At 41.4% G+C, this 12,909-nt stretch carries 13 protein-coding genes and 1 tRNA gene; 7 read left to right on the top strand and 7 right to left on the bottom strand.

Going from position 1 to position 12,909, the window contains the following annotated elements; translation table 11 throughout:
- Nucleotides 1-101: 101 nt before the first annotated feature.
- Both JEM45_RS08140 and JEM45_RS08135 read left to right on the top strand, forming a co-directional pair.
- Nucleotides 102-248, top strand: a complete 147-nt coding sequence (locus tag JEM45_RS08140) for a hypothetical protein (protein ID WP_166626425.1) — start codon at nucleotides 102-104, stop codon at nucleotides 246-248.
- Nucleotides 248-886, top strand: a complete 639-nt coding sequence (locus JEM45_RS08135) for a DsbA family oxidoreductase (protein WP_198687251.1) — start codon at nucleotides 248-250, stop codon at nucleotides 884-886. The genes JEM45_RS08140 and JEM45_RS08135 overlap by 1 nt, the downstream gene beginning before the upstream one ends.
- Before the next feature lie 35 nt (nucleotides 887-921).
- On the opposite strand, the gene JEM45_RS08130 is transcribed toward JEM45_RS08135, so the two are convergent.
- The gene (locus JEM45_RS08130) at nucleotides 922-2,061 is read right to left on the bottom strand and encodes a glycerate kinase family protein (RefSeq protein ID WP_198687250.1); all 1,140 of its coding nucleotides are present in this window, start codon (nucleotides 2,059-2,061) and stop codon (nucleotides 922-924) included.
- A 117-nt stretch (nucleotides 2,062-2,178) separates the two neighbouring features.
- On the opposite strand from JEM45_RS08130, the gene JEM45_RS08125 reads away from it, so the two are divergent.
- Complete coding sequence (locus JEM45_RS08125; protein WP_166626422.1) at nucleotides 2,179-3,177, top strand: acrylyl-CoA reductase family protein; 999 nt, start codon at nucleotides 2,179-2,181, stop codon at nucleotides 3,175-3,177.
- Between the two features lie 128 nt (nucleotides 3,178-3,305).
- Here the strand turns inward: JEM45_RS08125 and JEM45_RS08120 are convergent, their stop codons facing one another.
- The gene (locus JEM45_RS08120) at nucleotides 3,306-4,901 is read right to left on the bottom strand and encodes a M20/M25/M40 family metallo-hydrolase (protein ID WP_198687249.1); all 1,596 of its coding nucleotides are present in this window, start codon (nucleotides 4,899-4,901) and stop codon (nucleotides 3,306-3,308) included.
- A gap of 126 nt (nucleotides 4,902-5,027) precedes the next feature.
- Nucleotides 5,028-5,534: an SRPBCC family protein gene (locus tag JEM45_RS08115; RefSeq protein ID WP_166626420.1), complete on the bottom strand. Its 507-nt coding sequence runs from the start codon at nucleotides 5,532-5,534 to the stop codon at nucleotides 5,028-5,030.
- A 100-nt stretch (nucleotides 5,535-5,634) separates the two neighbouring features.
- On the opposite strand from JEM45_RS08115, the gene JEM45_RS08110 reads away from it, so the two are divergent.
- On the top strand, nucleotides 5,635-6,315 hold the full coding sequence (locus tag JEM45_RS08110; protein WP_166626419.1) for a DUF554 domain-containing protein: 681 nt from the start codon (nucleotides 5,635-5,637) through the stop codon (nucleotides 6,313-6,315).
- 34 nt (nucleotides 6,316-6,349) lie between these two features.
- Nucleotides 6,350-6,422, top strand: a tRNA-Ala gene (locus JEM45_RS08105).
- 178 nt (nucleotides 6,423-6,600) lie between these two features.
- On the opposite strand, the gene JEM45_RS08100 is transcribed toward JEM45_RS08105, so the two are convergent.
- The 4 genes from JEM45_RS08100 to JEM45_RS08085 form a co-directional block, all read right to left on the bottom strand.
- Nucleotides 6,601-7,005 carry a hypothetical protein gene (locus JEM45_RS08100; protein ID WP_198687248.1) on the bottom strand — a complete coding sequence of 135 codons (405 nt, stop codon included), beginning with the start codon at nucleotides 7,003-7,005 and terminating at the stop codon, nucleotides 6,601-6,603.
- 338 nt (nucleotides 7,006-7,343) lie between these two features.
- A complete protein-coding gene (locus JEM45_RS08095) occupies nucleotides 7,344-8,372 on the bottom strand; it encodes a M42 family metallopeptidase (protein ID WP_198687247.1) in 1,029 nt (342 codons plus the stop codon).
- 117 nt (nucleotides 8,373-8,489) lie between these two features.
- Complete coding sequence (locus JEM45_RS08090; protein ID WP_198687246.1) at nucleotides 8,490-10,244, bottom strand: GMC family oxidoreductase; 1,755 nt, start codon at nucleotides 10,242-10,244, stop codon at nucleotides 8,490-8,492.
- The gene (locus JEM45_RS08085; RefSeq protein ID WP_198687245.1) at nucleotides 10,244-11,038 is read right to left on the bottom strand and encodes a gluconate 2-dehydrogenase subunit 3 family protein; all 795 of its coding nucleotides are present in this window, start codon (nucleotides 11,036-11,038) and stop codon (nucleotides 10,244-10,246) included. Before JEM45_RS08085 ends, JEM45_RS08090 begins: the two co-directional genes overlap by 1 nt.
- Before the next feature lie 288 nt (nucleotides 11,039-11,326).
- Here JEM45_RS08085 and JEM45_RS08080 point away from each other — a divergent pair, with 288 nt between their 5' ends.
- Entirely contained in the window at nucleotides 11,327-12,061 is a 735-nt protein-coding gene (locus JEM45_RS08080) for a hypothetical protein (protein WP_198687244.1), read from the top strand.
- A gap of 99 nt (nucleotides 12,062-12,160) precedes the next feature.
- Nucleotides 12,161-12,895 carry a class I SAM-dependent methyltransferase gene (locus JEM45_RS08075; protein ID WP_198687243.1) on the top strand — a complete coding sequence of 245 codons (735 nt, stop codon included), beginning with the start codon at nucleotides 12,161-12,163 and terminating at the stop codon, nucleotides 12,893-12,895.
- Nucleotides 12,896-12,909 lie beyond the last annotated feature (14 nt).

The following is a 12,909-nucleotide window of genomic DNA, read 5'->3' as shown; positions in this document are numbered from 1 at the left end:
AGATCCTGCTTACAACATGTAGGCAGGATTTTCGTCTTTTTTAATGCATCCTGTTAAGCTATCATTAGTATAGGAAATTACTTATGGAAAGGAGCATTGCAATGACGGAAAAAGAACAAGAAAAGAAAACTGACAAACAAGTTCAAACGATAGAACCTATGGAATTTGGAAGTTCTACCGGCATGGTATGTGACTTTGAAACAGGGATATGTGGCCCAACTAATGAAGAGAAAGAGGATAAGAAATAATGAAAATTACAATTTGGTCAGACTTCGTTTGCCCGTTCTGCTATATCGGACAAGCTAACTTAGATAATGCTTTAAGTAAATTTGAACATAAAGATGATGTTGAGATTGAGTACAAGAGCTTCCAACTCATGCCTGGTGCAGTGCACACTGAGGGAGAAAGCTATGCAGAAACATTCTCTAAACTAAAAGGTATGCCAGTTGAACGCGCACAAGGTATGCTGCAACAAGTCACAGAAACAGGTAAAAATGCAGGCGTTGAGATTAATTACGATATCGCCAAGCTTACTAGCACATTTAAAGCCCACCGCGTGTTCCAATATGCACGTACACAAGGTAAAGGCACACCGTTCTTTAAAGCATTTTATAAAGCCCACTTCACTGAAGGTGCTGACATCGATGACAATGACACAATTCTACGATTAGCAGAATCTTTTGGCTTAGATACTGATGAAGTACAAAATGTTTTAGCTAGTGAAGACTACGCTCAGGACGTTAATGTCGATATCTCACAAGCCTCACAATTAGGCGTACAAGGTGTCCCATTCTTCCTAGTCAATGACAAATACTCAATCTCAGGTGCCCAGCCACCAGAATTGTTTGAAGAAGCACTCAATAAAATTTATAGTGAAGGACAATAGATAGAAAAAGAGCAGTACGCGTGCGCACTGCTCTTTTATTTGCCTATGTTGAAGAGTCTGATGACTTGCTCTGTCGTCCTTCTAATATTTTCTATCGTCACTTCTTTTTCCATTGCCTGATCCAAGGGCATGGGCTCGGCTTGAATGGAGAAGACTGCATTCAAACCACGTTCATTTAACTGATCGGCATCTTTAGACAGGCTTCCAGCGAGTCCAATGACTGGCACTTGATAGTGCTCGGCAAGTGCTGCAATGCCTACAGGGACTTTCCCCATAGCGGTTTGGGCATCGAGTCGACCTTCACCGGTTATCACTAAGTCTGCAGTTTCAATTTCTTCTTCAATTCCTAACATATCTGTAATCAGAGACACGCCTGTTTCTAGTTGACCACCAAGATAGCCATGGAAGGCCGCGCCTAAGCCACCAGCTGCACCTCCCCCTGGAATTTCTGCTATGTCTATGTTCATGTCCTCTAAGGTTTTATCTGCATAGTGTTTGAGTCCTTGATTAAGTACTTCTAAATCCTCAACTGTCACACCTTTTTGCGGTCCGAAGACATAGGTTGCACCCGCTTCACCATACAGCGTGTTATTCACATCACAGGCCACTCTAAAGTTACAGCCATCAAATTTAGCCGCTTCGTTGGTTTTAATAATTTTACTAATTTGATTTAAGGCCAGACCACCCTGCTCAATGTCCTGTTTGTTTTTATCTAGAAATTGATAACCCATCGCTTGTAGCATGCCAACACCACCGTCATTGGTCGAACTTCCACCTAGGCCTACGATAAAGTTCCTCGCACCGAGTGCATGGGCATATTCAATCAATTCCCCCAAACCATAAGTCGTGGCAAGTTTGGGGTTCAGCTCATCTTGACTCAGCAAGGTTAAACCGGACGTTGAGGCGACTTCTATAATCGCTAGATTTTCACTCGGCACCAAACCCACATAGGATGTCACTTCCTTACCCAGCGGTCCTGTGACCACCTTTGGAATCTTTTGACCGCCTAAACTATTGACCAAGATATCCGTTGTGCCTTCTCCACCATCAGCCATTTCATATGTCTTAACTTCCGCCTCACTGAAGGCTGACTTGATACCTACTTCCACCGCGTCACTTGCTTCCTTCGACGACACACTCCCTTTAAATGAATCCATAGCAACGATTATTTTCATAGCGATCACTCCTTAGCTCCACTTTACCATTCCTTTAGTCATTTCTAAAAACGGATTAAATGCATTCCGAATTATAAGTTAGTAAAATAGAACTATATTATATGAAGGAGGCTATTTATGAATTCGTATCGCGCATTAGTGGTGAACAAATCGACTGAAGATGAAGGTACAGAAATAAGCATTCAACCCGTAGAAAGAAAGCCTTTAGCGGATAATGAGTTGTTTATCGATGTGCATTACTCAAGTATAAATTATAAGGATGGTATGGTGAGTGCCCTTGGACAAATCGCTACGACCTTCCCGATTACACCTGGTATTGATTTAGCTGGTGTGGTGAAAGAATCGAATGATGACCGCTTTAAGGTCGGTGATGAAGTCATTGCAACAAGCTATGATATCGGTACATCAATCGACGGTGGCTACCAAGAATATGCAACACTCCCTGGAGAATACGTCATTCCACTTCCTGATGGATTAAGCTTAAGAGAAGCGATGATTCAAGGTACTGCTGGACTGACAGTAGGAATTGCCATTGATAAATTAGAAAAAGTGGGCGTACACCCTGACAACGGAGATGTCTTAGTTGCCGGTGCATCAGGCGGATCTGGTAGTTTAGCCGTGCGCATGTTAAATCACTTAGGCTATGATGTTGTCGCGAGCAGTGGTTCATCATCCCGCGAAGACTATTTAAAATCTATTGGAGCGAAAAAAGTGATCGCTCGTAGTGAGGTAGAAAACACTCAAGAAGGACCTGTAAACCAGCCACTTTATCAGGCTGCGATTGACCCTGTCGGTGGTTCAACTACAGAATATATTTTAAAAACCTTGGAGCCTGAAGGTGCCGTTGTGACCTATGGCCTAGTTGGCGGCATTGACGTTTCAACGACAGTACTGCCATTTATTGGTCGAGGCATTCATTGGATGGGTGCTGATTCGGTCTACTTCCCAATGGCGAAAAGACAACACATTTGGAAGCGCCTTGCGACTGACTTAAATATCGACCTAGAAAGCGAAGGCCTAGTCAACGAAATTGGTCTAGACGACTTACCACAAGCACTCCATGACATTATCGACGGTAACCTGCAAGGCCGTACTATTGTTAATTTGAAATCATAAAATAAAAAGGGAGTTATCACCCGTGTGCACAATACCGGTGATAACTCTCTTATTTTTTATTCACTTATCACCGATTCTTTCTAAAACGGTGATAACTCTCTTTATTTTTTGCCTACTTATCACCGATTCTATATCGATCGGATCACAGTTTTTAATACCTGTGGCATCATTTCAAAGGCGTTCGCCTTGTGAAGTCGCTCTGTCATCTTGTGCGCATCTTTTCCGAAGGGCCCAATATTCATCACGGGTGCATTCAAGATTTGCATGTCTTTGAAGGGAATCTTATAGGTCTCGCCCCACAGCGGTGCGTTATTAACAAACACTTCCCAGCCATCGTCGTCTGCTTGATAGTTAACATAACTTAAATCAGAAATCCCGTTAAAGTAGTGTTTGTTGGTCACTTCATAGTTAAAGTTTTCTTTAAATGTTTCCTTAGTCACAGCAATCAGCTTCTGAACTAAATCGTCATCTGAGGAATTCACAGCTGGCATATACGGTGGTGCAAACATAAGTACTGTTGCTGGCGCGAGTTCCTGACAGTGTTCCATCAAGCGGTCAGCAATTAAAACGGTCGTCTTTCTTTGATCACTCACACCTTGGTTTAAGACCGCTTCAATCACCTGATTCGCTTCTTCTAGGCTGTATTTATCGATAAAATACTCTAGAACTTCATGGTATTCCATAATTCGAATGCAGGTAAATGGTTCGATGCCATTCGTTTCGGCAATCTTCAAGTAATCCGTTCGACATTGATGCATGGCGTCTTCGGCAATCTCTTTAAAGGTGCCCATGACATCTCGCGCGGTTTGATTCATAGTGAATACGTTGTACAACGAATATGCATGATGGGACGTTTGCACGTCATAGTTTTCTTTTAAATCGTTCGACTGCAGACAGATTGGTAAGGGTGTCGTCTCTCCGTCATAGGTCTCTTGGAATCTGTTGGTAAATTCCATTTCCTTGTTTAAATAAGACGATAAAAAGTGCGCTGTAATCCCATTTAACGGTTCCCCGGCATGGGTCGGAATACCGTAAAACAAGGCTGCCGGCATAATCTTGCCGATGGATCCTGAATATATGTAGTGATTATTGTCCAAGGGTTCTTGAGTGAATGAAGGTTCACCATTTAGGAATAGACGAATGTTTAGGTCGTATTCGTCTTTTATTTGAACCAAACCAGGCACAGCTCGGAGCATACCTGCTGAGGCTACCTCTTCATCCGGCACCGTGACGAGGCAAATATTGATTGGCCATTCTTCTTTTATTGCCTGTTCAAGAATATGCATGTGTAAGGCGAGCCCTGGTTTCATATCCATAACGCCTCGGCCAAACACAAAGTCCCCTGTTTCTAAGTCAACCTTCGTATCTTCAGTTAATAGATCTTTACGCGTTTCAAAAGCTGCAGTTAAATTGACTGGATCAAAGGCAAGGTGAGACAACTGACCGTATTCATCTACGCCAACCGTATCAAAATGACTAATTAATACGACTGTATCCTTTGTCTCATCATTTTTATAAAGCGCAGTTAAAGCATTACAGTTTTTGCCTGCATCAAATAGACGGATTTTATCGTCTTGAGTCGAAAAATAATCCAAGGCCATTAACTTATCCTTCAATTTATGTGGAAAATCAATCTCTCCTTGACTGCCAGACAAACTATTCCAAGACACCAACTCATATAAGAGGGCTTCGATATCCTCTGACTTCTGCCATAAATATTCCATATCAGACACTCCTTCTGCCAAATATCCCATATCATCTTTTTCTACCTATCATACCTTTCTTTCGAAAAATATGCTCGTATTTCCTAGGAAATGTTGGGGAATAAATAAAGCACCCATATCGGTGCCCTAGTGACCTTCGCCTGTATAACTTACCTTACCTGTTTCAACTAACTCTTTTAAGCCCATGAACATGTAGGTGTAGCCTTGTTCAGTGCTATCGTGAAATTCTTTTTCTGCTTTTTTGATATCCTCTTCTGTCCAGTTATCCTCGTGCAAGACGGTAATATCGTGGCTGAAGGTCATGAGCGTGCCGGTTTCGGTTTTATCGAGTTGAACGGCTAGCGTATCTGACTCATCATTGAACTGCGGCATATTAAAAGTGAAGACGAGCTTTTCGTTGTCGACGATTTCTTGATAGGTGCCGATTGCTCTGAAGTCCTGACCCTGTCTGTGGTCGACGATTTCCCATTCCCCACCCACTTTGAGGTCATTTTTTGCGACTTTATTTGTTGCTTGTAAGGTCATAAACCAATTTCTAAATAAATCAGGATTTACCCAGGCTTCAAATACCTTAGACGGTTCCACATCAAACGTTCGAGTCATCGTTAAATTTACTACTGATTTTCCAGCCATTCTATACACCTCTCCTAATTTTTTTCTAATTCACATACTACTTTATACTAAAATAGCGTAAGATAATAACTATCTTGTGTTTGACGTAAGGAGAATTTTAATGTTTGGTACAATATTTAACGTTGTCATGATTATCATAGGTACAACAATTGGTAGCCTATTTAATAGAGGAATTAAGAAAGAATATCACGATGTGTTGATGACTGCCATGGGCCTCGTCGCCTTTGCCATCGGTGTTAACGCCATCGTTCAATATATGCCGCTTAGTAATTACCCTGTTCTGTTTATTTTAGCTCTAGCCCTAGGTGGGGTCATTGGCCAGATGCTTAACCTTGAAGATAAATTTAACAACGCCATTAGTAAATACTCCAAAGGCGATCTAGCCCAAGGCCTATCCACTGCGATTTTACTCTATTGCATCGGGACTTTATCGATACTCGGACCAATCGAAGCTGCAGTCAATCAAAACTATACTTACTTAATTACTAACGGAATCCTTGATGGCATTACATCTATCGTCCTTGCCTCAACCTTTGGATTTGGAATTGTCCTATCCGCAGTCGCAGTATTTATTTGGCAAGGGAGTATTTATTTATTCGCCCTATTTATGCAAAGCTCCATCAACGTTGATATCCTAAACGAAGTCAATATCATCGGTGGAATCTTAATTGTCATGGCAGGCTTAGGTATCCTAAACATCAAATCCTTCAAAACGATGAACTACCTGCCCGCCTTAGCAGTTGTGCCAGTCTTGTACGTCATCTTTAACTTTTTTTCATAATGGTATAAACTATGTTTATTATAAAAGTAAGTTCGGGGCCATAGCTCAGCTGGGAGAGCGTTGCACTGGCAGTGCAGAGGTCAGGGGTTCGATCCCCCTTGGCTCCATTATTTGTTTGGATGGTGATGAGAATCTCTCGTCACTTTTTTAATTTGGTTGAATGGTGATGTGCTTGCCTCATCACCATTCAAATCGATTAGAATTGAAGATCAACAACAGTTCACCGTTAACCTCCAAGCAACTAACAAAAAAGCACCCACTATCTGCAGGTCCCACTTCCAAAGTTTAAAAATATCGTTTTTCTTCACGGGTGTTGTCCGTTTTCTTTTTATAATCAAAGGCTCTAAGTAATGGGATAATAATCATAATTGCCCAGAACTCGAATCGTTTAATATTAAGTAAATTACTCGCCGGTTCTCCCCATAATAGGTTCAAGGAAATCACCAACACCACCAAAAATATAATCCACTTCCGACCGCCTTTAGTATCTGTCTCTTCTACTTTCTCCTCATCGTATGGGCGTTTCACCAACAAGCCCACAACTATAATAAAAGCCACAACTGCTGCAATTGGTCCAAACTGCAGTCCAAATGTGACCCACTCGTATTCATGTAAAAAGTCACACACGATAAAATTCACGACCACAAGTGGTAGCAATATTTTAAAGACAAACCATTCTAACTTCCGCACTTAAAATCACCTACTAAAAGTTAACTTCTTGCACCCATTTTACCCTCACCGACTAATTTTGAATCATCTACCTAGTTCTTAATAAATTCAAAAGTATTTTCTCATCATCACTTAAAAAATGGACAGAAGATCAACACCATTTCGCCGTTGAACTCCGAACACCATGGAAGTTCAACACCACTTCGCCGTCGAACTCCGAGCGTCCTGGAAGTTCAACACCATTCCACCGTCGAACTCCGACCACCCTAGAAAATCAACACGACCCCACCGTTAACCTCCGACCACCCAATAAGTCCTGCCCCAACAAAAAAGCACCTGCAATCTGCAGGTGCCATTACCTAGTTCTCAATGTATTTCTTAATTAACTCAAAAGTGTTTTTCAAAGCATCCACATGGGTTCTTTCCATACCGTGACTGCTCGCGACGCCGGGTCCGATCAGTGCGGCCCTAATATTTGCACCGCCTGCGAGGGCAGCGGAGGCGTCACTGCCATACATCGGGTAAATGTCGACTGCATAGTTCAGCTCCGCTTCTTTAGCAAAGTTAATCAATTTAGTGGTCAGTTCGTAATCATACGGTCCTGAAGAGTCCTTGGCACAAATGGACACTTCGTATTCTGTACATTCTAAATCTAAACCAATACAACCCATATCCACTGCTAGTAATTCCGTAATGTCTTCTGGAATCCATGCTGCGCCATGTCCGACTTCTTCATAGGTCGAGAAGATAAACTTCAGGTTCGTCTTCGGCTTCACCCCATTTTCTTTCAGCATTTTGAGAATGCTCACCAACAAGGCGACTGAGGCTTTATCGTCCAGGAAACGTGATTTAACAAAGCCAGATTCTGTCACGGTCACTTTCGGATCATAGGCCACAAAGTCACCGTTTTGAATCCCCAACTTCTGGACATCTTCCTTATTCTCCACACGCTCATCAATTTTGACCACGAGGTTATCGATATCTCTCTCTTTTTTAGAGGCGTCTTTGAAGACATGAATCGACGGTGATTTCGACAGAATTGTCCCTGTGTACACCTTGTCATCTCTCGTGATGATATCACAATACTCCCCGTCCAAGGTTGGCGTTAATGGACCACCCAATTTTGTTAACGATAAAGTCCCATCACTATTGATCGAACGCACCATTAAACCGAGTGTATCGACATGGGCGCTCAAGGCACGGGTCACAGTACTATTTTCACCTTCAACACTCACCAGTAAATTCCCCTTTGGTGTCACTTCAGTTTCATAACCAATTTGCTCTACTGTAGATTTTAAAAACTCTATGGCATTCATCGTGTAACCTGTCGGACTGTTCACTGACAATAAGTCCTTTAAAAATTCTACAGTCTCATCTTGTTTAAACATGAAAACTCCCCTTTGTAATTTGTTATAAGTTAAGTCCAGTATACACTTTTATAATTACTGCAATCAAAAAAGTGAGGCCCGAGAATAATCTAGGACCTCACTATATATTAGCTATATTTACGAATTTGAACTTTCTGTTTGTGGTTCTACAAGTTGTTCTTCCTCTTCAAGGTATCGCTCAACACCTTCAGCTGCACGGTAAGCTAGTGCACCGATTGTTGGTGTTGGGTGGTGACCACCGAACTGCGGAAAGGCTGAACCGCCAACTACAAATAGGTTGTCTACATCCCACATTTGTAGGTAGCTGTTCACTGCTGATGTTTCTGGGTCTGCACCCATCACGACACCACCTGTATAGTGTCCACCTGCATATACATGGTCGAATTCGTCTGGAAGTGGGTCTGCTTCTACAATATCAGCACCCATTGCTTCCATTATCTCAACACATTTTTCTACTCCGAACTTCCCAATCGGACGTTCGTTTGAACCAAATTTATAAGTCGCACGTAAGAGAGGATCTCCGTACTCATCTTTATAAGTTGGATCTAGGTCTAGATAATTGTGCCAGTATGACATCGCAATACTTGTATACCAAATGTGCAGTGCACTATAGGCATATTTAAGTGACTGTTTCTTATACTCAGCACCCCAGCTTGGTGTATCACTTGGATAGTTATTACTGCTGGAGATGGCACCAAAGCCATACTGCCTTAACTCAATCGCGCCTCCACCAATAAAGTCTAAATCAGTGTGGTCAAAGTTATCTGCTGCATAGTCATTAACTGCTGCACCTAGTGCACCAGCACCCATGTAAAGGTTCCACTTCTCATTTTCGAAGTAACCAATTGCACCATGGAAAGCAGAGTTATATTGACCGTTAAAGTTACGTCCAATAACACCTTCACGCGTTTCTGGATCGTACTGTTCACCGATATCAGACAACATAAGTAGACGGTTATTTGTAAATGCAAATGCAGCTAGTACAACAACGTCTGCAGGCTGTTCAAATTCTTCACCTGTTTGCTCATCTACATACATAACACCTGTCGCTCTTTGATCATCTTCGTTATAAAGGACACGGCGTACGTTTGCGCGTGTTCTTAATTCGAAGTTATCATGTCTAAGTGCAGTTGGTACTACTGTAGCAAGTGGATCTGATTTCGCATCAAAGTCACAACCTGCGCGAGTACAGAAAGAGCAGTACATACATGCATTGAGTTTTTCCCCGTCTGGGTTCTCATAGTTTTGAGACATGTTCCCTGCCGCGATTTGGAAAGGATGTAATCCGAGTTCCGCTGTCGCATCTTTAAATAACTTAAGTGATGGTGTTTCGTTTAAAGGCGGGTTTGGCCATTCCATCTTACGCTCTGGCGCAAGTGGATCCTGTTCACCAGAAATACCTGCAGTTTTTTCCCACTTTTCATAGTAGGGTTCCATTTCCTCGTAGGTAATACCCCAATCTTGTAAGTTCATATCATCAGGGATCTTATCTTCACCGTAACGTTCTATTGTTTGGCTACGGATTTCAAATTCATATGGCCAGTAACGATACGTCGCACCTGCCCAGTGAACACTCGCCCCACCTACGTCGGCACCAAGTTGCATATCTTTCATTGTACGAATAGGTAAGGCTGTCTCATCAATTTCGTTTCTGGATGTAATTGTGTCACCTTTAAGTGATTGCATAATCTCAAATCTATTATCGAATCTAAGCTCATCTTTAACACCGATGTAGTCACTACGCTTCGCATTGTGTCCTTTTTCAAGGCCGACTACATTTTTGCCTGCTTTAGCTAATTCTGCACTGACGATACCGCCAGACCAACCCATGCCGACTACTACAACGTCTACTTTATCTAATTCGGTCGCCATTACATTCCGCCTCCTTGATACGCTCTTAGAGATTCTGGTTCAATCTCTTGGAACTCTTCTTCCATAATTTTATCCATCCAACCCATTCGTGGGCCTGGATATTGAATCATCTTCCAACCTTCCATATTGCGGTTACCGCCGTATGTAGGATCAGAATACACGCCTTCAATAGTTGTACTTCTTAGGAGTGAGAAGAAGGCAGAGGATTTCATACCACCTATTTCAACCTCATCGGCTTCAAATGCTTTTAGAATTTCGTCTTGTTGCTCTCCGTCAAGGTTCACAAACTCATCATCAAATTCTTCAACCGCATATTCCATCATACGTCTTATACCCATCAAGAACATTTCACCACGGTCCATCTTTTCCTGACGACCATGAGTGTCTGATGCCATTGGTTGATAAGGCCCCATACGATAGTCTGTTCCGTTCGTACCCCACGTACCATAGAGCTGCTTATCAATGAAATACGGCACACCAAGCTCGATTGCACCTGGACCGTTATCATCTTCTGGATAAATTCTTTCCGTTGCCGCAGCAAGTGCAGCAAAGTCCTCTTGTCTACTAATGAATGTTCTAGCATCCGCTAAAGCTTGACCCGATTCACCTTCGCCGCTAGCTGTTTCTCCACCAGTATTCGTCTCTGCTGAATCCCCTTCAGATTGGTCTTCACCGAACTTAAATCCAGTAAATCCTCCTAAAAGTGCCCCACCAGCAATCCCACCGGCAGCAACACCTGTTGTCTTCAGGAAATCGCGTCGCGAAAATATTTTCTCATCTTTCTCTCCAGCCATAATATCCCCTCTTTTCTATATTAAAGCGCATGTATGAAATCTAATCTCTTCTCCAGTTTATAGTCGTTACAGAAATATGTCAAAATTAAATTGAATTTCTAAAAATATCCTATTTATTGAAAATTTTTTGACAATTATATTAATCTTATATTCTTATATAAAGGAAGCAAATAGAATTTGTTGTGATTATCTCTCTGTAATATTTGTAACATATTTGAAATATAATATTACATATGCTATTTTAAGTGTAGAAATAAAGTTAGATATTCAGGAAGGATATTTCTTATAATGAAGAAAGTAACTTTATTTAGCACAGCTTTAATTGCAAGCGCTTTAGCTTTTAATGGATTAGGTGCAACAGCACAAGCGGACCAAGCTGAAGAACCCAGTGGTGCCAAAACAGTTTGGGGAGAGTATCTACCAAGTAGTACTGACCCAGATGGTGACGGATGGGCAAACACACACTTTGATGCGTCATGGATGCCACAAGAATCTCAAGACAAAATTAGCGACTTAAGCGTACAAAAAGACTCAGGTGAAATTACTCAAGTTGAATATAACGAAGCCGTTGCGGATATCTTTGCAAGTGAACAAAACAAAGGCATACCAGACGGATATGACGATCCAGCAAACGAACCAGTCAATGATAATAATGACGAAACACCAATTACTGAACCATGGACTGAAGAGAAACTTGCTGATCTAGCTCTAAACAATCCAGAAAAACTTAATGAAGCGCCGCTTCACGACGTACCTTACAATTATCATTTCACTTATGACAATCGTGAATTCTTCTTTAGCTATGATGGTAACGAATGGTCATGGTTATATGAGGATAAGGTATTAACAGAACCGACAGATGAAGCCTACCTCGCTAAGTTAGCTCTACACAATCCAGAAGTTTTAGATGAAGCGCCGCTTCATAACGTGCCTTATGATTTCAACTTCAAGTATGGTAGTTTCGACTTCCACTTTGATTATGATGGCACGTACTGGAATTGGTCATACGAAGTAAGTAAATAATTAAGTTAAGATATTTTGGCATACTGGGGATTACCCTCAGTATGCTTTTTTCATGTTAAATTAGTATAATAAAACAGTCTTAGTCAGGGGTATGCTCCAATGAAAGAAAATAAGTATGATAATCCGAAATTCTTTAATGCCTATAGTCAGATGGCACGCTCAGTCAATAGACTAAAAGGTGCTGGGGAATGGGAAATGTTCAAAACACTGTTACCGGATTTTAAAGATAAAAAAGTTCTTGATTTAGGCTGTGGCTTAGGTTGGTATTGTCGCTATGTAAGCGAGCAAGGCGCACATTCAGTAATTGGAGTAGACATATCTGAGAAAATGATTGGAAAAGCCAAGGACATGACTGATGACCCTAATATTACCTATCTACAAAGCTCGATTGAAGATGTTAATTTTACAGATCAATGCTTTGATGTTGTCATCAGTTCTTTAGCCTTTCATTACATTGAATCCTTTGATACAGTTTGTCAAAGTGTATACAGATGTTTAAAGACTGGAGGTACTTTTGCATTTTCTGTTGAACACCCTATCTTTTCATCTCGTCCCGAACAAGATTGGATCTATGACGACGATAGTAATCCTTTATATTGGCCAATAGATTATTACAACATAGAGAGTAAGAGAGATACACAATTTCTAGAATCTACGGTAACAAAGTATCACCGTACCTTCTCAACTTACATCAACCAATTGATTCAAGCTGGTTTTACTGTAGAATCATTTAAAGAAACTCTACCACCCGATGAAATTATAGGACGACCTAAAATGAAAGATGAGGTCCGTCGACCGATGTTCCTCATGATTCTAGTTACAAAAAATAGTTAGAGTACGCATGAAAG

The organism is Jeotgalicoccus sp. ATCC 8456, from assembly GCF_016313225.1.
GTDB classification, from domain to species: domain Bacteria; phylum Bacillota; class Bacilli; order Staphylococcales; family Salinicoccaceae; genus Jeotgalicoccus; species Jeotgalicoccus marinus.
Note: the sequence above shows the minus strand (reverse complement) of the source record. Positions and strands in the feature narration are given on the sequence as shown.